20 protein-coding genes and 1 tRNA gene are annotated in these 20,425 nt (G+C 62.0%); 11 read left to right on the forward strand and 10 right to left on the reverse strand.

Annotated features, from left to right (window positions below; all coding sequences use genetic code 11):
* Positions 1-43: 43 nt before the first annotated feature.
* A tRNA-Thr gene (locus tag CE_RS12420) sits at positions 44-116 on the reverse strand.
* A 178-nt stretch (positions 117-294) separates the two neighbouring features.
* Here CE_RS12420 and thrE point away from each other — a divergent pair.
* The 5 genes from thrE to otsB are packed head-to-tail and all read left to right on the forward strand — an operon-like array spanning position 295 to position 4,853.
* The gene (gene thrE, locus CE_RS12425; RefSeq protein WP_143758549.1) at positions 295-1,722 is read left to right on the forward strand and encodes a threonine/serine exporter ThrE; all 1,428 of its coding nucleotides are present in this window, start codon (positions 295-297) and stop codon (positions 1,720-1,722) included.
* 60 nt (positions 1,723-1,782) lie between these two features.
* Complete coding sequence (locus CE_RS12430) at positions 1,783-2,112, forward strand: hypothetical protein (protein WP_006769134.1); 330 nt, start codon at positions 1,783-1,785, stop codon at positions 2,110-2,112.
* Positions 2,113-2,140: 28 nt separating this feature from the next.
* Complete coding sequence (locus tag CE_RS12435) at positions 2,141-3,589, forward strand: alpha,alpha-trehalose-phosphate synthase (UDP-forming) (RefSeq protein ID WP_006769133.1); 1,449 nt, start codon at positions 2,141-2,143, stop codon at positions 3,587-3,589.
* On the forward strand, positions 3,586-4,056 hold the full coding sequence (locus tag CE_RS12440) for a hypothetical protein (protein ID WP_006769132.1): 471 nt from the start codon (positions 3,586-3,588) through the stop codon (positions 4,054-4,056). The genes CE_RS12435 and CE_RS12440 overlap by 4 nt, the downstream gene beginning before the upstream one ends.
* 20 nt (positions 4,057-4,076) lie before the next feature.
* Complete coding sequence (otsB, locus tag CE_RS12445; RefSeq protein WP_006769131.1) at positions 4,077-4,853, forward strand: trehalose-phosphatase; 777 nt, start codon at positions 4,077-4,079, stop codon at positions 4,851-4,853.
* On the opposite strand, the gene CE_RS12450 is transcribed toward otsB, so the two are convergent.
* Positions 4,850-5,929: a LacI family DNA-binding transcriptional regulator gene (locus tag CE_RS12450; RefSeq protein WP_006769130.1), complete on the reverse strand. Its 1,080-nt coding sequence runs from the start codon at positions 5,927-5,929 to the stop codon at positions 4,850-4,852. The genes otsB and CE_RS12450 overlap by 4 nt on opposite strands.
* A gap of 67 nt (positions 5,930-5,996) precedes the next feature.
* Between CE_RS12450 and CE_RS12455 the strand changes: the two genes are divergently transcribed.
* The 3 genes from CE_RS12455 to CE_RS12465 are packed head-to-tail and all read left to right on the forward strand — an operon-like array spanning position 5,997 to position 8,448.
* Entirely contained in the window at positions 5,997-6,875 is an 879-nt protein-coding gene (locus tag CE_RS12455; protein ID WP_407921261.1) for a metal ABC transporter solute-binding protein, Zn/Mn family, read from the forward strand.
* Between the two features lie 10 nt (positions 6,876-6,885).
* The gene (locus tag CE_RS12460; RefSeq protein ID WP_006769128.1) at positions 6,886-7,575 is read left to right on the forward strand and encodes a metal ABC transporter ATP-binding protein; all 690 of its coding nucleotides are present in this window, start codon (positions 6,886-6,888) and stop codon (positions 7,573-7,575) included.
* Positions 7,576-8,448 carry a metal ABC transporter permease gene (locus tag CE_RS12465; RefSeq protein WP_006769127.1) on the forward strand — a complete coding sequence of 291 codons (873 nt, stop codon included), beginning with the start codon at positions 7,576-7,578 and terminating at the stop codon, positions 8,446-8,448. It begins immediately after the preceding gene.
* A 4-nt stretch (positions 8,449-8,452) separates the two neighbouring features.
* On the opposite strand, the gene rlmB is transcribed toward CE_RS12465, so the two are convergent.
* Entirely contained in the window at positions 8,453-9,394 is a 942-nt protein-coding gene (gene rlmB / locus CE_RS12470) for a 23S rRNA (guanosine(2251)-2'-O)-methyltransferase RlmB (protein WP_006769126.1), read from the reverse strand.
* A gap of 34 nt (positions 9,395-9,428) precedes the next feature.
* Positions 9,429-10,808, reverse strand: coding sequence for a cysteine--tRNA ligase (gene cysS, locus CE_RS12475; RefSeq protein WP_035109344.1), 1,380 nt, complete (start codon positions 10,806-10,808; stop codon positions 9,429-9,431).
* Positions 10,809-10,935: 127 nt separating this feature from the next.
* Here cysS and CE_RS12480 point away from each other — a divergent pair, with 127 nt between their 5' ends.
* On the forward strand, positions 10,936-12,258 hold the full coding sequence (locus CE_RS12480; RefSeq protein WP_006769124.1) for an acetamidase/formamidase family protein: 1,323 nt from the start codon (positions 10,936-10,938) through the stop codon (positions 12,256-12,258).
* Here the strand turns inward: CE_RS12480 and CE_RS12485 are convergent.
* The 6 genes from CE_RS12485 to CE_RS12510 all read right to left on the reverse strand — a co-directional run bounded on the left by CE_RS12485 (position 12,255) and on the right by CE_RS12510 (position 18,063).
* The gene (locus CE_RS12485; protein WP_035109340.1) at positions 12,255-13,016 is read right to left on the reverse strand and encodes a glucosamine-6-phosphate deaminase; all 762 of its coding nucleotides are present in this window, start codon (positions 13,014-13,016) and stop codon (positions 12,255-12,257) included. The two genes, CE_RS12480 and CE_RS12485, sit on opposite strands and share 4 nt — an antisense overlap.
* A 123-nt stretch (positions 13,017-13,139) precedes the next feature.
* A complete protein-coding gene (locus CE_RS12490; protein ID WP_006769122.1) occupies positions 13,140-13,862 on the reverse strand; it encodes a FadR/GntR family transcriptional regulator in 723 nt (240 codons plus the stop codon).
* Between the two features lie 93 nt (positions 13,863-13,955).
* The gene (ispF, locus tag CE_RS12495) at positions 13,956-14,438 is read right to left on the reverse strand and encodes a 2-C-methyl-D-erythritol 2,4-cyclodiphosphate synthase (protein ID WP_006769121.1); all 483 of its coding nucleotides are present in this window, start codon (positions 14,436-14,438) and stop codon (positions 13,956-13,958) included.
* Positions 14,431-15,177, reverse strand: coding sequence for a 2-C-methyl-D-erythritol 4-phosphate cytidylyltransferase (gene ispD / locus CE_RS12500; protein WP_006769120.1), 747 nt, complete (start codon positions 15,175-15,177; stop codon positions 14,431-14,433). The genes ispF and ispD overlap by 8 nt, the downstream gene beginning before the upstream one ends.
* A 7-nt stretch (positions 15,178-15,184) precedes the next feature.
* The gene (locus CE_RS12505; protein WP_006769119.1) at positions 15,185-15,781 is read right to left on the reverse strand and encodes a CarD family transcriptional regulator; all 597 of its coding nucleotides are present in this window, start codon (positions 15,779-15,781) and stop codon (positions 15,185-15,187) included.
* Between the two features lie 134 nt (positions 15,782-15,915).
* The gene (locus tag CE_RS12510) at positions 15,916-18,063 is read right to left on the reverse strand and encodes a hypothetical protein (RefSeq protein WP_155808178.1); all 2,148 of its coding nucleotides are present in this window, start codon (positions 18,061-18,063) and stop codon (positions 15,916-15,918) included.
* A gap of 291 nt (positions 18,064-18,354) precedes the next feature.
* On the opposite strand from CE_RS12510, the gene CE_RS12515 reads away from it, so the two are divergent.
* Positions 18,355-18,939: a hypothetical protein gene (locus CE_RS12515; protein WP_035109338.1), complete on the forward strand. Its 585-nt coding sequence runs from the start codon at positions 18,355-18,357 to the stop codon at positions 18,937-18,939.
* 90 nt (positions 18,940-19,029) lie between these two features.
* Positions 19,030-20,424, forward strand: coding sequence for a DNA repair protein RadA (radA, locus tag CE_RS12520; RefSeq protein ID WP_035109336.1), 1,395 nt, complete (start codon positions 19,030-19,032; stop codon positions 20,422-20,424).
* Position 20,425 lies beyond the last annotated feature (1 nt).

Consider the following 20,425-nt stretch of genomic DNA (forward strand, 5'->3'; position numbering starts at 1 on the left):
TGACACTAACAGGAGGATTCCCACTCCACCCAGTTGGAAAATGAGCTGGAGACGAGACTTGAACTCGCAACCTACGCATTACAAGTGCGTTGCGCTACCGATTGCGCCACTCCAGCACCGCATCTGCCGTCGCCCCGTGAGGGTGTTACGTCAAATACAACAACGTATCGTAGCGCACACATCGCCGGTGGTGGGAATCGACCCCCGACCACAGCTAAGGTGGCGGTAATCAACCACAAACAAACCGCAGAATCGATCTGATTGGACCAGCTCGTGCAGGAATTTCTTCAGCGACTGGTGAGCTTCGCCACGCTTAGGGGACGCATCTCCACCGTCGATGCAGCCAAGGCAGCACCCCCGCCTTCACCCCTTGCCCCCATTGACCTCACCGATCATCCCCAGGTGGCCGGTGTAATGGACCTGGCCGCCCGGATCGGGGACATCCTCCTGTCCTCCGGGACATCTAACAGTGACACCAAGGTTCAGATCCATGCGGTGACCGCCGCATACGGCCTGTACTACTGCCATGTGGATATCACGCTCAACACCATCACCATCTTCACCACCATCGGCGTGGAGCGTAAAACCCCGGTGAGTATCTTCCGTGTCGTCCGGAAGCTGGATACCAACTTCTCCAAACTGTCCGAGGTTGACCGCCTGATCCGCTCCATCCAGGCTGGCGCCACGCCACCCGAGGTGGCGGAGAAGATCCTCGACGACATCGAACAGTCCCCGGCCTCGTATGGCTTTGTCACCTCGCTTTTCGGCTGGTCGCTGCTGGGCGGTGCCGTCGCCACCCTGCTGGGCGGTGGATGGTTGGTGGCCCTGGTGGCGTTTCTCACCGCAGGCATCATCATCGGGGTGTCCACACTGCTGGGTAGAGCTGGCCTGCCGACGTTCTTCCAGAACGTCACGGGCGGGTTCATCGCCACCATGCCGGCGGCCGTCGCCTACCAGCTCGCCCTCGACTACGGGCTGGAGATCAAACCCTCGCAGATCATCGCCTCGGGCATCATCGTCCTGCTCGCTGGACTGACGCTGGTCCAGTCACTGCAGGACGGCATCACCGGGGCTCCGGTGACCGCCAGCGCACGGTTCTTCGAGACCCTGTTGTTCACCGGCGGCATCGTCGGTGGTGTGGGTATCGGCATCCAGCTCGCGGGGGCCATAGGGGTGATGCTGCCGCCCCTGGAGACAGCCACCGCCCCCAATTCCGCGTCGATCGCGGTGCGGGTGATCGCCGGTGGTGTCGCGGCGGCGGGATTCACCGTCGCCTGTTACGCGGAGTGGTCCTCGGTGTTCATCGCCGGTGTGACCGCGCTGGTGGGTTCCTCATTCTTCTATTTCATGCTGTCCATCGGGGCCGGCGGTGTGGTCGCTGCCGCCGCGGCTGCCACGGCCGTGGGTTTCGCCGGTGGTCTCCTGGCGCGTCGTTACCTCATCCCACCGCTCATCGTCTCCATCGCCGGTATCACCCCGATGCTGCCGGGCCTGTCGATCTACCGGGGCATGTACGCATCGTTGAACGATCAGGCCCTCATCGGTTTCACCAACATCGCCGTGGCGCTGGCCACCGCCTCCGCCCTGGCGGCAGGTGTGGTCTTCGGTGAGTGGTTCGCACGCAGACTGCGTCGCCCGCCGAGGATCAACCCCTACCGGGCACTGATCAAGGCCACCCAGTTCTCGTTCCAGGATTCCCGGAACAAACCACCACGTCGGTAAACAGTACGGGAATGGAGTAGACTTGATGGCTGATCGCTTTAGAAAACTCCAGGAGGATCCTTGCCGGCCAAGATCACTGACACCCGCCCCACCCCAGAAACCCTTCACGCTGTTGAAGAGGAGACCGCTGCAGGTGCGCGCAGGATTGTCGCCACATATTCCAAGGACTTCTTCGATGGCGTGACCCTCATGTGCATGCTCGGTGTTGAACCTGCCGGTCTGCGCTACACCAAGGTCGCCTCCGAGCACGAGGAGGCGCAGCCGAAGAAGGCCACCAAGCGCACCCGCAAGGCCACCAAGAAGACCACCGCGAAGAAGACCACGGCCAAGAAGACAACCAAGAAGACCACCGCGAAGAAGACGACCAAGAAGACCACCAAGAAGGCATAGGGCTTTCTACGCCCTAAACTGGGGTCCCATGGAAGAACTCAACAGTTTCGTTGTCGTTGCCAACCGCCTCCCGGTGGACATGACCGCCCACCCCGATGGCACCTACAGCATCACCCCCAGCCCCGGTGGGCTGGTCACCGGGTTGTCCCCGGTGCTGGAGCAGCACCGGGGATGCTGGGTCGGATGGCCCGGAACGGTCGATGTCGCCCCTGACCCCTTCCGCACTGACACCGGCATCCTCCTCCACCCCGTGCGTCTCACCGCGAGTGATTTCGAGGGGTTCTACGAGGGGTTCTCCAATGCCACCCTGTGGCCACTGTTCCATGACCTCATCGTGCCACCTGTCTATGACGTCGACTGGTGGCACGATTTCCGTGAGGTCAATCTCAAGTTCGCCGAGGCCGTCAACCAGGTTGCCGCGGAGAACGCCACCGTCTGGGTGCAGGACTACCAGCTGCTGCTGGTGCCGGGCATCCTGCGTCAGATGCGGCCCGACCTGTGCATCGGTTTCTTCCTGCACATCCCCTTCCCCAACCCGGAGCTGTTCCGGCAGTTGCCCTGGCGGGAGGAGATCGTCCGTGGCATGCTCGGCGCGGATCTCATCGGTTTCCACCTCCCCCAGAATGCCGACAACTTCCTCAGTCTCACCCGGCAGGTCGCCGGCACCGCCGGTTCGCACACCGGCCAGCCCGATGAACTCGAGGTGGAGGGTGAGGCAGCCATCCGTGAGGTCAAAGCCCATGTGATCACCGCCGACGGCAGGAAGGTCGGGGTCGGGGCATTTCCCATCTCCATTGATACCGGGGCGGTGGAGCAGGCGTCGCAAAGCAGCGTGGAGGCGCTACGCGCCGACCTGGGCTCACCGGAGATCGTCTTCCTCGGCGTCGACCGCCTCGATTACACCAAGGGCATCCTGCAGCGGCTGCTGGCCTTCGAGGAGCTGCTGGAATCCGGTGGACTTGATCCGGCAACCACCGTGTTTCTGCAGGTGGCCACCCCCTCCCGGGAACGCATCGAACACTACCGCGTGTCCCGATCCCAGGTCGAGGAGGCCGTGGGCCGCATCAACGGCCGCTTCGGTCGCATGGGCCATCCCGTGGTGCACTATCTCCACCGGTCACTGCCCAAGGATGACCTCCAGATCCTCTACACGGCTGCTGATGTAATGCTGGTCACCCCATTCAAGGACGGTATGAACCTGGTGGCCAAGGAATACGTGGCCGCCCACCGCTCCGGGACGGGCGCACTCATCCTCAGTGAATTCGCCGGTGCCGCCGACGAACTGACCGAGGCCTATCTCTGCAACCCCTTCGATCTGGAGTCCATCAAACGCCAGATGCTCGCTGCGGTCCACGACCTGCGCCACAACCCGGATTATGCGGCCGAACGCATGCGTGCCAACAGTGAGCAGGTGCTGTCCCACGATGTCAATGTGTGGGCGAGCAGCTTCCTGACCTGCCTGGAGGACTTCAAGTGAGAAAGCTCTGGGCACTGTTGTTGGTGCTCCCGCTCACCGCGTGCTCCGGTGACGTCATCCGCATGACCGATTCCACCTGGATGGTCACCAATATCTATATCAGCCCCGATGAACCCAATGTGGTCAGTGATCTCGTGGTCACCCAGCCCACGCTGGACTTCGGGCGGTCCTCGCTGTCCGGGCACACCGGGTGCGTGCCCTTCCAGGGGTTGGCGGAATTCTCCCGCGACGGGGAACCCAGCACCGCCGAGGAGGCCGATTACCTCACCTTCACCGAGCTGGAGTTCGATGAACTCACCGACCGGTGCCAGGGGCAGGAACGCCTGGTGCACCACAGGTTGGTGGAACTGCTCCCCGGGTCCTTTGAGATCAACCGGACCAGCGACACGGAAATCGTACTGACAAGCGATGTTGATGAGCTGGACAGGCCGTCGATACGCCTGGTCTCCTGGGTGATGACCGAGTAGCTTCCGTACACTCGGGATGTATGAGTGACAACCTGACCATCCAAGACATCGCACGGACCCGCAGCCTGCTCGTTGTCTCCGATTTCGACGGCACCATCGCGGGTTTCAGCAAGGACCCGTACCAGGTTCCCATCAACCAGAAGTCGCTGAAGGCCATCAAGGACCTGTCCCGTCTGGCGGACACCCGGGTGGTGATTCTCTCCGGCCGTCACCTCGAGGGCCTGTCACAGGTGCTCGATCTGGGTGCCTACGACATCACCACCGTCGGTTCCCACGGTTCCGAGGATTCCTCCCGGCCACGCACCCTCACACCGGGGGAGCGTGAGGAACTCGAGCGCATCCATACCGAACTCGAGCGCGTCATCGACGGCATCGAGGGTGCCTACGTCGAGGTCAAACCCTTCCACCGGGTGCTCCACTACATCCGGGTATCCGATCCTGATGCCATCGCCGGGATCCAGGCACGTGCAGCGGACATTGACACCCGTGATCTCAAGGTGACCAAGGGTAAGAACATCATCGAGTACTCCGTCAGCCGGGCCACCAAGGGATCATGGCTGCGCGAGCACATCAGCCGCACCGAGCCCACCGGCGTGATCTTCATCGGCGACGACACCACCGATGAGCACGGTTTCGAGATGCTTGCCGACGTCCCGACCGCCCTGACCGTCAAGGTCGGCGAGGGGGAGACCGCGGCCAAGACCCGCATCGACAGCATCGATGATGTCGGGATCATGCTGGAGGAACTGGCCTATGAACGTCAGCAGCACGTCGAGGCGAAGGCCCTCGGCCTCTAGAGTGTCCTGACAGTGCTGCCCGGGGCGAAACTTGTCTCCAGCAGCACACGGCGGGCATCGCCGCCCTCGATCATGCTGGAGAGCAGTTTGCCGGCCTCCACCCCCTTCTGCCTATTCGGCTGGATGACGGTGGTGAGGTGGCGTGCCAGCGCCAGCTGGGTGCCGTCGAAACCGGTGACAGACAGGTCCTCCGGGACCGATTTCCCGATCGAGGCCATGTACTCCAGTACACCGAATGCCAGGGAGTCGGTGGTACACAAGACAGCGGTGAGATCAGGGTGTGCCTCGAGCAGGGCCTTCGCCGTCGCCACGTTATGGGGGCGGTCATTGAGCCAGCACTCCATGATGGGGACATCCACCGGGTTGATCCCGGCTGCCCGGAAGATATCGAGAGCACCCCGCACCCGGGACTGCTGCACGTGGTGGTGGGCATTATCCAGACGTTCGCGGGTTACGCGACCATCATTGCGCTCACGGTCGAGGCGGATGGACAGGATCCCGATGTTGCGGTGTCCGGCCGCCACCAGCGCGCGGGCCGCCGGGGCGATCGCCAGCCGGTCCTCAATGCCCACAAACGGCAGATCCTCCTCATCCGCGGGCTGGTCACAGATCACCACGGGAAGCCCGCGCTGGCGGACCGCCTGCAGGTGTGGATCACCCTTGGCCACCGAGTAGACGACAAAACCGTCCACCACCGACTGACTCACCAGCTGCTGCGCGGAGGTGAGATCCACCGAGGATTCCGGATTGGCCGGAACCAGGGTGAGCATGGTGTTGCCATAGGCCGCCTCCGCCATGCCGGCGAGGAAATCCACCGAGGCCATATCCTCGAAGGCGTAGGAGAGATGATCGGTGAGCAGAACACCGATGCTGCCCGCACGACGGGTGCGCAGCGACCGTGCCATGGGGTCCGGCCCGGGATAACCCATCTTCTCCGCGGTGTCGAGGATGCGTTGCCGCAGTTCCGCGGACAACTGCTCCGGCCGGTTGTAGGCGTTTGAAACGGTGGTTCGGGAGACACCCAACTTCGCCGCGAGGGATGCGAGGGTGCCGGTCTGCTGAGGTCGCCGTGCCATAGTCCCCTAAACCTACCTTCATTTTCATTAGATTTTCATGTTGACAATCGTTTCCAATAAGATTTTACTGGGTGTCATGAAGAAACTCGGACTCCTCGCTCTCGTGTTACCCCTGACCGCCTGCGCAGCTCCCGCGGAATCAGCCGCCGATGGCCTCACCATCGTCGCTTCCACCCAGGTCTGGGCGGATGTGGCTGAGGCGGTCGTCGAGGACGCCGACATCCACGCCATCGTGCAGGGGGACGAGGACCCGCACTCCTTCGAACCCTCCGCTGCGGATATGGCCCGGGTGGAAACCGCTGACATCATCCTCGTCGGCGGGGGTGGGTATGACTCCTGGCTCTACGACTCCCTCGAGGATGATGACCGCATCATCTCCGCCATGGACCTGGAGCCGCATGACCACTCCGACCATGACCATGACCATGACCATGACCATGACCACGACTCCGACAACGAACACATCTGGTACTCCCCGGAGGCGGTGACACACGTCGCGGAGGACCTGGCCGGGAAGGTCACGGAGACCTCCCCCGACACCCGGGTCTCCCCCGATGCGGTGGTCACCCAGATGGCCGACCTGGCTGCACGCATCGCCGATCTGCCCGCAGCCCGTGTGGCACAGACCGAGCCGATCGCCGACCATCTGCTGGCCCACTCCGCCATGATTGAATCCACCCCGGCCGGCTACCGTGCCACCACCCTGAGTGAAGGCGAACCGACGGCAGCCGACGTCGCCGCGTTCCATGAGGCGATTCGAAACGGTGAGATCGACATTCTCATCCACAACCCCCAGTCGGCGGCCTCCGTGTCCACTGGCATCCGGGAACTCGCAGAGCAGGAGGGCATTCCGGTGGTCGAGATCGCAGAGACCCCGGAGCCCGGTACCAATTTCCTTGAGGCCTTCAAAAAGGCAGTCGCGGACCTCGAGCAGGCCGGTCAGTAGAATCGACGCAATGTTAGTCAACTTCACCGACGCGGCGGTGGATCCCCTCTGGAAGGACCTCAATCTTGAGCTCCGCAGGGGGGAATTCATCGCTGTTCTGGGTCCCAACGGCGTGGGAAAATCCACCTTCCTGGGCACCATCCTGGGCACCCGCAAACTGACCTCAGGCACCGTCACCGTCGGGGCGCGGCTGGGTTATATCCCCCAACAGCAGATGTTCCCCGACCTGCCCCTGCGGGCACGCGACCTGGTCTCCCTCGTCGCCGAGCACCGGGTGTTCCGGCGCGGGCACAGGGCCGAGGTGGATACCCTGCTGGAACGCGTCGGTGCCACCGGTCTGGCCGGGCGACGGGTGGGTAAACTGTCCGGTGGGCAACAGCAGCTGATCCGGCAGGCGCAGGCGCTGGCGATGAAGCCTCAGGTGCTGCTTGCCGACGAACCCCTGCTCTCCCTCGACCCCGGTGTGCAGCAGCGCACCGTGAGGCTGTTCGGGGAACTGAAGGCCGAGGGTGTCGCACAGATCGTGATCACCCACGACATCAACCCCTTCCTCGGGTTGGTCGACCGCATCCTCTACCTGGCCCCCCACGGCCACACCCTGGGGCGGATGGATGAGGTCATGCAGTCCGACCGCCTGTCCGAACTCTACGACGCCCAGGTGACCGTTGCGCATATCAACGACCGGATCGTGGTGGTGTAGATGGGCACCTGGCTGACAGATACCCAGTACCTGCTCTCCGTTGATTTCGTGCAACACGCACTGATCGCCGCGGCGGTACTCGGTGTGCTCTCCGGGGTGATGGCCCCCCTGATCGTGATGCGGCAGATGTCATTCTCCGTGCACGCCACCGCCGAACTCGCCCTCATGGGTGGTGCCGCCGCACTGCTCTTCGGCTTCAACGTCGGGGGCGGGGCGATCATCGGATCCGTACTCACCGCCATCCTGCTGGCGGTCCTGGGCATGAAACAACAGGACGCCGCGGTGGGTGTGGTGATGAGCTTCGGTCTCGGTCTGGCCGTGCTGTTCATCCACCTCTACCCGGGGCGCAGCTCCACGGCATTCTCCCTGTTGACAGGTCAGATCGTGGGCGTGTCCTCCGCCTCCCTGTGGATCCTGGTGGCGGTGACGGTCATCGTGGTGGGGGCGGTGGCCATCTTCTGGCGCCCGCTGCTGTTCGCCTCCGTGGACCCGGTCTTGGCGCGGGCCTCGGGGCTGAACGTGCGGATGATCGCCATCGGCTTCGCCGTGCTCATGGGACTGGCCACCTCCCAGTCCGTTCAGATCGTCGGCGCGCTGCTGGTGATGTCACTGCTCATCGTGCCCGGCGCGGCCGCGGTGCAGGTGACATCCAACCCGATCACGGCGGTGGTCCTGTCGCTGATCTTCGCGGAGGTGGCGGCCGTGGGTGGCCTGCTGCTCTCCCTCGCGCCGGGACTGCCGGTGAGCGTATTCGTCACCACCATCTCCTTCATCATCTACCTGGTGTGCAGGGTGATCGGCTGGTGGCGCGGGCGCGGGGCGCAGCGCGACGAGGATGCTTATCGACGCCGCCTGCTCCACGCCTCCATCTAGGGTTCTACTGCGCCAGACGGCGCTGACGGGCGAACTCCGACAGCACCACACCTGCCGCCACCGAGGCGTTGAGGGATTCCACCCACGGCTCGGTGGGGATGGACATGATGGTGTCGCAGTTCTCACGGACCAGGCGTGAGATGCCCTTGCCCTCGGAACCGACCACGATGACCACATTGTCGGTGCCGTCGTAGGTGTCCAGGGTGTGGTCCCCACCGGCATCCAGACCGACGACCTGGTAGCCGTTCTTCTGGAACTCCTTGATGGTGCGGGTCATGTTGGTTTCCTTGGCCACCGGGACACGCGCCGCGGTACCCGCGGAGGTGCGCCATGCCACGGCGGTCACCGATGCGGACCGACGTTCCGGGATGATCACACCGTTGCCACCGAAGGCGCCCACGGAGCGGATGACCGCACCGAGGTTACGGGGGTCGGTGATGTTGTCCAGGATGACGAACATGCCGGGCTTCGGGGACTGTGCTGCGTCGGCAAGCAGGTCGTGGATGTCCGCATACTCGAACGGTGGGATGGCCAGGCCGATACCCTGGTGCATGCCGTTACCGGTCATGCGATCAAGCTCCAGCTTGTTCACCTCGAGCACCGGAATGGAACGGTCAGCTGCGAGACGGACCGATTCACTCAGACGTTCATCATTGGCGGCACCTTCCGCAACATACAGTGCGGTGGACGGGACCCGGGCGTGGAGGCACTCCAGGACCGGGTTGCGACCCACCACCAGTTCAGTCTGTTCCCGCTGGTGACGGCCCTTTTCCCGGCGCTGTCGTTCCAGCTTGCGCTTGTGTGCCGCGTGGTAGACGCGGTCCTCCGCCTTGGGGGTCGGGCCCTTGCCCCTCAGGCCACGCCGGATCTGGCCGCCACTGCCCTTCTGGGCGCCCTTCTTGTTTGTCTTGCGCACACCGCCGTGGCGGCCGTCATTTCCTGCCATGGTGAAAAAATTCCCTTCCTAGAAGTCTCACACTCTACTGCAGTTTCCAGGACACGCCATCAGCGGTGTCCACCACCTCGATACCAGCGGCCGCGAGGCGGTCACGTACCTCGTCTGCTACCGCCCAGTCCTTCTCCGCCCGCGCTGTGGCCCGGCGCTCCAGTTCGGCATGGACCAGCACCTCCAGGGCCTCATGGGCCGCGGAGTCATCGGTCTGGGTGCCCCACTCCACCGGATCAAACCCGAGCACACCGGTCATGGCCCGGACAGCACCAGCCAGCTCACGTGCCTTCTCCATTTCCCCGGCCGCCAGGGCACTGTTGCCCTCACGCACCGCGTTGTGGATCTCCGCCAGCGCCTTCGGCACCGCCAGATCCTCATCCATGGCGGCCTCGAAACCAGCGGTCCAGGTGCCCACCTCCACCTCACCGACCCGGTCCACGAACGCCTCAATGCGACGGTAACCGGCAGCCGCCTCGGTCAGTGCACCCTCGGAGTACTCGAGGACACTGCGGTAGTGGGCGGAACCGAGATAGTAACGCAGCTCGACGGGGCGGACCTTCTCCAGCATGTTCGGGACGGAGAGGACATTGCCCAGGGACTTCGACATCTTCTCCCCCGCCATGGTCACCCAGTGGTTGTGCATCCAGTACCGGGCGAAACCATCACCGGCAGCATGGGCCTGGGCGATCTCGTTTTCATGGTGGGGGAACTGCAGGTCCAGGCCACCACAGTGGATATCGAACTCCGCACCCAGGTAGTAGGTGGCCATGGCGGAGCATTCCAGGTGCCAACCGGGCCGTCCCTCACCCCACGGGGTGGGCCAGGACGGCTCCCCCGGCTTGGCGGCCTTCCAGAGCGCGAAGTCCTGGGGGCCACGCTTACCGAAGTTGTCGGTCTCCCCCTGCTCCATGTCCTCCACCCGGTTGCCGGAGAGGGAACCATAATCGGAGCCCTCCGCCGCCACCCAGGCGGTGACATCGAAGTAGACGGATCCGTTGACCTCATAGGCGAAACCATTGTCGATGAGCCTCTGCATGTACTGCACCATCTGGGTGACATGGCCGGTGGCGCGTGGTTCCACGCTCGGAGGCAGCACACCCAGGGTGTTGTACGCCCAGGTGAACTCACGCTCATAGGTGGACACCCACTCCCACCATGGCCGACCATGCTCAGCGGCCTTGGTGAGGATCTTGTCATCGATATCGGTGACATTCCGGACGAAGGCCACATCCAGCCCCTTGGCCAGCAGCCAACGACGCAGGATATCAAAGGCCACCCCGGAGCGGACATGGCCGATGTGGGGCTGCGCCTGCGGGGTGGCACCACACAGGTACACGGAGGCATGTCCCGGCTTCAACGGGATGAATTCTCGGAGCGTACGGGTAGCGGTGTCAAAGATGCGTAGAGTCACGCCCCTCAGTCTAGCTGGCCACCACCCACCTCTGAATATTTCCACCAGGGATGCTTGCATTGCAATTCTATAGAGTTATAGAATCCCCCCTGGTACAGTTTCTATAAGTCGATAGAAAAGGCGTTTTATGACTAGCAGGGAAATATCAGATCTCATCAGTTTCAAGCTCGGAAGGCGCAATTTCCTTCAGGCAGTCCTCGCCCTCGGCGCAGCTGGCGCGGTTAGTGGCTGCAGCTCACACGCTACCCCCGCGCGAAGCAGCGTCGCCGCAGGCATTCTCAATGCTGGCATGGGACCGATCCCCGGAGACCACTACCTCTCTTCCACTCCGGACACGGTTCTATGGGGCTACGTGCCGGGTCTGCACACACCACCCACCTTGCAAATCCGTTCGGGAGAGACGGTCACAGTGGACACCGTCAGTCACGAGGGACTCCTGGAGGATCAGGGCAGAGACCCAGAGACGTTTTTTGGTCACCATGGAGTAGCTTCCTCGGAAGTGCTGGAGGATGCTAAAGATATCGCAGCGTCCTATTCGCGTACACCCCGCGACTTCGATCTCGACGGGCCCCATGTTGTCACCGGACCGATTTTCGTTGAAGGCGCACAACCCGGCGACGTACTCAAAGTGGAAACGCTCCAAACCGATCTACGCGTGCCGTACGGGGTGGTTTCCAGTCGACACGGCAAGGGTGCACTCGGGATCAAACCGGACGGCACCCCACCGGCCGGAATCCACATTTCGGAGGTCATGCCCCCCACTCACACTGACGGTCGCGAGACCGGGATCCCCACCGACTACGGGAATATCTCCGTCTACACGCCCGTGGAGGATGGCCACGGGATCATGGATGGAGGGGAGTCAAAGATCCGCTTTCCACTTCGGCCTTTCATGGGCATGATGGGGGTGGCTTTTGCAGACGGGGATCCCACCGCTCCACAACTCAACTCCATTCCACCGACCCTGGGTGGAGGCAACATTGACATTCGCCACCTGTCTGCCGGCTCTGCCTTCTACCTACCTGTGAATACGGAGGGAGCCCTGTTCTATACCGGCGATCCGCATATGGGGATGGGTGACGGCGAAGTCGCACTGACCGCTATGGAGGGTTCTCTACGAACCACCTTCAAGCTCACCGTCTGCAAGCCCGGCAGTGGCGATGCCCCCTCAATCGCCTTCAACTATCCATTCGGGGAAACCGATGAGCACTGGATCCCAATTGGATTGTCCGACCCGGACGGCTCACAGGGAGGCGGCCAGAACAGTGATCTCAACGTGGCCATGCGCAGGGCAGTCGTCAACGCGCTGGATTTCCTAGAATCTGACCTGAACATAACCAGGTCGGTCGCTTATGCATACCTGTCTGCAGCCGCGGATTTCACCATCTCACAGGTGGTGGACCGCACGACCGGTGTCCACGGACTGATCAGGAAGGCCGATTTTATCTAGAGGCGGATCCGCTCCATGGTGCGGTAGTAATCCGCGTGTTCCAGCTTCGAGGCCGCCGCCTCGTCCACCACGATGGTGACATCCGCGTGCAGTTGCAGCACGGAACCAGGGCACAGGGCGGTCAGCGGGCCCTCCACGATGCGGTGGATGGCATCGGCCTTGGCCTCGCCGGTGGCCACCATGATGATGTTCTCGGCGCGGGTGATGGTTCCCAGCCCCTGGGTCATGGCGTGGGTGGGCACATTCTCAATGCAGTCATTGAAGAAGCGCGCATTGTCCTTGATGGTCTGCGGGTGCAGGGCCTGCACCTTGGTCGGTCCCTGCAGCGCGGAGGTCGGTTCGTTGAAACCGATATGGCCGTTCACACCCACGCCGAGCAGCTGGATCGCAACACCGGTGTCGATGATCTTCTGCTCATAGAGGGCGGCGGCGTGGTAGGGATCCGGGTCGGTGCTGTCCGGGCTGTGGACGTTGGCATCCACGAAATCGACATGGGCGGTGAACTCATCGCGGATGGTGCGGAAGTAGCTGTTCTTATCGTCGCGGGCCAAACCCACATACTCATCCAGCAGGAATGCCTGGATGGTCTTGAAGGTCAGTTCCCCCGACTCATACATGCGGATCAGTTCCCGGTAGGTGGTCAGCGGGGATGATCCCGTAGCAAGACCGATGGTGCGCCCCTGTTTGATGAAGGGTGCCATGATTGCCGCAGCTTCCTTGCCGACCTCCTGGGCATCCGCCCGAATGATGATGTCCATGTTCGAAATCCTTTTAAGTCTCGGGTGGATTCGCTTGATCCACAACCCGCCTAATTCTGCCACCTGGCTGCCCAACCACAATATTTCAGCGGGCATACGGGGTTGAATGATGATCCCCGCGGACTACTCCATCCCCAGTTTCTGCGCGAGCAACCTGCGGAAAGGTGCATAGTGATTCTTCACCGCAGCCTCGTACCTCTCCGGATCCGCGGCGTTCAACGCCTCCACAATCTCCTGGTGGGCATCGATGGTCTGGTGGATATCAGCCGGCATCGGCAGACTCAGCAGAGGCTGTGATTCCGCCTGGATACGCCAGAATGCGTCATTGAGTTCCCGGATCAGGGGGTTCCCCACCTTCGACGCCAGCGTCAGGTGGAAGGAACGGTCCTCCGCCGCAAAGGACTCCCCCTTCTCACTGTGCTCACGCATGCGGTCCACGTACCCCAGCAGGTCATTGCGCAGCTGCCCGTCAAAGGTGCGCAACAACTCCGTACCCAGGGCCAGGTCGAGGATCTCCCTCGTCTCAACCACATGCAGCAGATTCTTCAGGGAGGTGTCCGTGTTCAGGATGGTCCGGAAGACCATGCCGTTGATCAGGGGTTCCAGGGACATATCAGACACGAAGGTGCCGTAACCATGACGTACCTCGACAATGTCCAGGGTGACCAGGGACCTGATGGCCTCCCTGATCGCCGACCGGGAGCATCCGATCACCGCACACAACACGGTTTCCGACGGCAGCATGTCACCCCGCCGGAGCCCCTGTTCCCGGATGTAGCGTTTGATACCCGCCACCGCCTCCTGGGTGGTGGACCTGGAACGCGATGGCCTGCGCGCTATAGTCATGGCACTGCCCTTCTGTTATCCCACTGGTTGTTATTCAAGTTAGGCCGTGGGACGCAGGAAAACACTGTGAACACCGAAACGGGGGTGAGAACCCTACCCGGTCCACACCACCGCGGTGGCCAGCGCGGCCCTGCCCTCACCGCGGCCGGTGAACCCCATGTGATCGGTGGTGGTGGCCGACAGGAAGCACGGGGCACCGAGGATATCGGAGATCACCTGCTGCGCCTCCTCCCGGCGCGGGCCGAACTTCGGGGTCTGCCCCACCAGCTGCGCGGCCACATTGCCGATGGTGAAACCACGGGTGATCAGAAGCTCCCGTACCTCGATGAGCAGCTGTGTTCCGGAGACACCGTCATATTCGGGGCGTCCCACCCCGACGAAGGAACCGAGATCACCCAGTCCGGAGGCCGACAGCAGGGCATCCACGATGGCATGGGCGACCACATCACCGTCGGAGTGTCCCTCGCAGCCGTCGACGCCGTCGAAAAGCAGACAGGCGATCCAGCACGGTTTGCCTGCCTCGATCTGGTGGGCATCGGAGGCGATTCCCACCCGGGGGATGATCTGTTCAGTCACCTGGCACCTCAAAAATCGTCGGTTCTGCCTCATCGGTGATCCGCTGGGCAAGCATCATGTCAATCGGCGTGGTCACCTTGAAAGCCATCGGATCGCCCTGCACGCAGGTGACCTCCACGCCGTACCACTCCATCAGACTGGCATCATCAGTGGGGATGAAACCCGGATCCGGGGTGGCGAAGAATTTCTCGTTGGCGGCGCGCAACCGGGACAGGAGGAAACCCTGCGGGGTCTGCACCGCACGGAGGTCCGCCCTGTTGGGCGTGTCGACGACTGTCGATCCGTCGACACGCTTGATCGTATCGGCGACCGGCACCACCGGGATCACCGCGGGCGCACCGTCCGCAACCATCCGCGCGACCCGCGCGATCATCCCCGGAGGGGTCAGGGCGCGGGCACTGTCATGGATGAGCACGATCGCATCATCATGATCGATGGCCTGCAGACCCGCCCACACGGAGTCCGCGCGTTCGCCACCACCGTGAACCAGGCGGACGCGCACACCTTCCGGATCGTTGAGCAGGCCACGTCGGGTCAACAGCTCCCGGGCGTAGTCCTCCATATCGGGGCTGACCAGGATGATGACCTCATCCACCACCTCCGAGGTGAGCATCGCCCGGAGGGAGCGTTCCACCAGTGACCTGCCCCGCAGCGTCACGAACGCCTTGGGGATCGGGCCACCCAACCGGGTACCTCGACCGGCCGCCGCAAGGAGGGCGACCACGGGGAGCCTGGACATGGAAGTTCTAGTCTTCGTCGTCGAAGCTCAGATCATCGAGATCCACATCGGAATCATCGAAGTCATCGAACGCGTCCTTCTTCTCCTCATCATCACCGAGGAGATCAGCGCGGTGGCGGGCGATGGTCTCATCGACCTCCGCGAGGAAGGCATCCGCCTTGGCCTCATCCACCGTCTCCGCCAGTGCCAGCTCACCGACGAGCACCTGACGGGCCTTGGCCAGCATGCGCTTCTCACCGGCGGACAGGCCACGGTCCTGATCACGACGCCACAGGTCACGCACAACCTCGGCCACCTTGTTCACGTCACCGGAGGCCAGACGCTCCTGGTTCGCCTTGTAGCGGCGTGACCAGTTACCGGCCTCCTCCACATCGGTTTCACGCAGCACGGAGAAGACCTTCTGCAGGCCCTCCTCGCCGACCACATCACGCACACCGACGAGCTCGGCGTTCTTGGCCGGAACGCGGACAACGAGATCGGACTGGTTGATCTTGAGAACCAGATAGTCCATCGTCTCACCGTTCAGCTCACGCTGTTCCAGGGCTGTGATCATCGCAGCACCGTGATGCGGATAGACGACGGTATCGCCGACCTTGAAATCCATTCCCACTCCTCTTCATGGCACTTAAGCCATGTCATCGCCCGGGCGAACCAATTCAGGCGCCAGAGCACAGACCTTAACCACACAGATTCTAGCATGAACAGCCAAAACGGGGCACGGATGGACAGGTCCCCTCATCACCGGCCAGCTGGCTCCTCCAGCTGGAAGGTGGAAATAAAACTGAGGGTTTCGCCCGAATTGACTGTGCGGGACCAGCTGATTCCCATGCCGTTATCATAACGACCTGGCGCAGCCGTATCATTGAATTCAGAGCCGTCGACGATGGTGCGCCAGATATCGAGGTACCGGCCAGCTGCAGCCCTGACATCGCCGGAGTTGTCAGTGAGTGTGATCCGTCGACCGTCGGATGCCACGCATGAAGCACCCCCGTCAAAAACCTCACCGGTCCCGTAATCATCACGGTTGAGATAACAGTCAGCGCCCCGATAGAGCACAAAATCGTGGGCATTCTCAGAAGTGTTCGTGACGGAAATGGCGGTGTGATAGCGGCCATTCAGATCTTCAAACACATCCAACTGTTCAATAAGCAATCCGGAATCCCCAGCCCGTACTGATGTCTTCACAACAAAGGGATCCCAGGCGCTCCCCGTTCCCGTTATCACCGGCCCGGAGACAACCTCAAAACCGTTTTCCTTATTGATCCAGTCAGCGGCCACGCCATAGGAACGGCCCCCCACAAACAGATTCGTTCCAGCCCAGAAATTCTGGAAATACACACTGCGCCCATCTTCGACAGAGTCGATGCGGGTTGCCAGTTGAGGAGAGATGGTGAGGTTGGTCAGTTCGCCCGGACGGGTATAAAACTCACCTACCGGTGGTAGAGGCCGGGTCGGCTGGCTTACCTCACCGGAACCACCGTCAGGATTGTCTACTTCCACGCAATGTTCGTAGATCGAAAATTTCGCAATTGTGGTCCCAGGAAGTTTCGCCTCCCAATCCCAGAGCATCGAAACCTCTGCCTCGATACCCGCGTTGAGCACGCCATAAAGGTATGCCTCAATACAGTTATCCTCCAGGGTGGAGCTCACGGTGGCCTCAGCAGACACCCCAGGGCCACCTTCCACGAAGAGACCTGCATCGGCCACGCCGATCTCACCCTTCAGAGCACCCTTGATGCCCACGAAGACATCCGCAGCCACATTCGCCTCCATTGCGGGAGCAAAGGGCTCATTCTTATGCTCAAAAATCGGCTTGGATTGGTTCCCGTCGAAAATTGCCCCTACTGTCGTCTCAGTAGCCACGGAGAATGTCGCACCACCTGTCGCTGATAATGCGATGGTAACCTCGGGTCCCAATTCGAGCCCCAGTGGCCCCCAGATAGGAATCCAGACACGGGGAAGGATGTGCTCTCCCAGCTCACATTCTTCCTCCAGTGCACCGAGAATCTGGAGATAGAGCTCGTTTTTCTGCTCGATTTCAACTTTGGCGTATCTATCCCAGAGATCAAACTGTGCCTTTCCGGTGAGCTCCATGACGGAACCCATCTCCACACGTGGCTGAGCCTTACTCTCGCATTCCCACATCGATTGAGTGGGGGAAATGTTCATGGTGGATGGCGACGCGGCCGCTCGAGCAAACAGTCGTAGGGCGTTAGCCGCCACATCGCCGGCATCGTAGATGATCGCATCCCGGAGCGTGAAATCAACATCGAAGGAAAAATCATCATAGGCATCTTCCAGGGATACCGCCTCGACCGTGAGTTCAACCAGGCCGTTGTCCAGGACTACTGAACGGGTAACTCTTCCAACCACTCCGATGGGCGTGCTGGCAGTGACATTGACGACGAGAATTTCACCAACGTCCGGCGCAGTCATGATTTCCGGGTTCATGAGAACAATTTTGGGATGGTCCACGCCCGCCGACACATGCAGCACCGCTCCGGGTTCGGCGATGACAGTGTCTTCCTTGGGTACCGCACGGTTCTCCAGGGGGCGACTTGGCAACCAATCCGGCTCTTCCTCAGGGGGATCTGCTTCCGGGGTGGATGATCGTCCACTTGAACCGCCTAAACCAGATAGTGCGGCGACAAGAGCAGCGATGGCACCTGCAGCAAAACCGAGATGCGCCAGCGGAATACGATTTCCAGCAATAACCAGTGTGCCGTTTTCAATCCGGGGCACGATCGAGGGAGCAGAGACACCATCTACCGCACTACTCGAAACCTCGGGGATAGGTTGCGCCGCCACCGGTTGGGCCTGACCAAATACTAAAGATATTGCGACTATCCCTGAGAGATAAGCGGTTCTGAGCTTGAATTTTTTCACAGAAAGAAATCTAACACCCAGCCTACTGCCACGCAGCTCACAGACAAATTCCATTGAAATGGTCTTGTATTTCCAATTAGGTACGTCACGGCTGAACGGGCAACCACACAGCAGGAATGCCACCGCACCCTTCCACCTCAATCCACCCAGGGCTCCGGAACATGCCCCTTTAGTTTGCCCCCGTTTACACCCTCGGTTAAACCAACCAACTGTGTGAACCAGATGAAACGGACTAGGGTTGTCTGCAGCATATCCAGTTTTTTCTGGATGGTTCCTGGAATATAGACCCAAGTGGAGGACGAATCCGTGAAGTCCCTGAATTCAGCTGCCCGTCGCGGCGCGATCATGACTGTTGCTGCACTGTCGGCGCTTGCGCTTGCTTCCTGCAGTGCAGGACAGGTCACCCAGACCTCGACCCAGGTAGCCGCTGTTGACGGCGCTAACGCCGACACGGAAAATGGCGAGATCGCCGTCCGCGACGTCACCATCCATGTCACCGAAGACGGTGAGGCCGGCCTGAAGTTCACCGCCATCAACCAGGACACCAGCCACACCACCCACACCCTCGAGAGCGTCACCGTTGACGGCATTGAGGTCGAGATGGATGACCCATCTCCGCTGGAGCGCGAATGCGTACTCGTCGCTGATATTCAGGAGGAGCTGGACAAGCTCGTCGAGCCGGAAGTCGGTTGCATCGAGCACGTGGCCACCTCCCTGGAGAACCCCGGCTTCGCCTACGGCGGTAACCTGCCCGTCGAGTTCGTCTTCGACACCGGCACCATCACCGTTAATGCCGCCATCTCCGCACCTCCGCTGGAGTCCGGCACCTTCAACCGTGAACAGGGTGAGGGCGGCGCACACGAGGGCTCCCACTAGAGCTCCCACATCCTACGATCCCCAGGCTCCGGCCTGGGTTTTGTGCTTTTCGAACATGTTTTTGTCCGGGCCACCGTTTAGGATGTGGCCATGGTTAAAAAGGCACGCAGTGTGCATGAATGCTCCGAATGTGGTTACTCCAGTCCGAAGTGGCTGGGTCGCTGCCCGGAATGTGGTTCCTGGGGTTCCATGGAGGAACGCACTGTCGGCGCCACCACCGGTGCCGCGAAGGCAGCTGTGTCCGGGGCCGCCCCCACCGGCCTGACACCCACCTCCCCGGCGGTACCGATCGGTAGGATCGTCGCGTCCACAGCCACCAGCATCTCCACCGGCATCGGGGAGCTCGACCGCGTGCTCGGCAGCGGTATCGTCCCGGGTTCGGTGGTGCTCATGGCCGGTGAGCCCGGCGTGGGTAAGTCCACGCTCCTGCTGGAGGTGGCCAGCCGGTGGTCGTCGATGAAGGAGGGGGATGGCACCCGCACCGCCCTCTATGTCACGGCCGAGGAATCCGCAGGCCAGGTACGTCTGCGCGCGGAACGCACCAATGCGGTCAAGGACACCCTGTACCTGGCGGCGGAATCGAATCTGGATGTGGTGTTCGGACATGTCAACCAGCTCAAACCCAGCCTGCTCATCGTCGACTCGGTGCAGACCATGCACGCCGCCGGCGTGGAGGGTGTGGCGGGCGGTGTCGCCCAGTCGCGTGCCGTCACAGCTGCCCTGACTACCCTGGCCAAGACCTCCGGGGTGCCGATCCTGCTGGTGGGTCACGTGACCAAGGACGGCAATGTCGCCGGCCCCCGCGTGCTGGAGCACCTGGTGGATGTGGTGCTCAACTTCGAGGGTGACCGGCATTCGTCGTTACGCATGCTCCGCGGCATCAAGAACCGCTTCGGTGCCACGGATGAGGTGGGCTGTTTCGAGCAGCAGTCCGATGGCATCAAGGAGGTCCCGGATCCCTCCGGATTGTTCCTCTCCCACCGCGGTTCCACCCCCGATGGCACGGCCGTGACGGTCGCCATGGACGGTGTGCGCCCGCTGTTGGCCGAGGTGCAGAGCCTGCTTGTCGACGCCCCCTCCAAGAACCCCCGACGCGTGGTCACGGGGCTCGACGCCAACCGGGTTCCGATGGTGCTGGCGGTGCTCTCCGCGCGCGCCGGGCGCGCCACCCAGGGCAAGGACGCGTATGTGGCCACCGTCGGTGGCATGAAGGTAGGGGAACCCGCCACCGATCTCGCGGTGGCGCTGGCGACCGCCTCCGCGCTGGCCAAGAAACCACTTCCGGACAAGACGGTGGTGCTCGGTGAAGTTGGTCTGGCCGGTGAGATCAGAAGGGTGCCCAACGTGGAACGCCGCCTGGCGGAGGCTGAGCGCCTGGGATATGAAAAAGCCGTTGTACCTGCGGGTTCCGGGGTGAAGAAGACGGGTCTGCAGGTTATGGAGACATCAACGCTGGTCGATGCCCTGGCAGCTGTAAAGTTGTGAT

The organism is Corynebacterium efficiens YS-314 (assembly GCF_000011305.1).
Lineage (GTDB): Bacteria > Actinomycetota > Actinomycetes > Mycobacteriales > Mycobacteriaceae > Corynebacterium > Corynebacterium efficiens.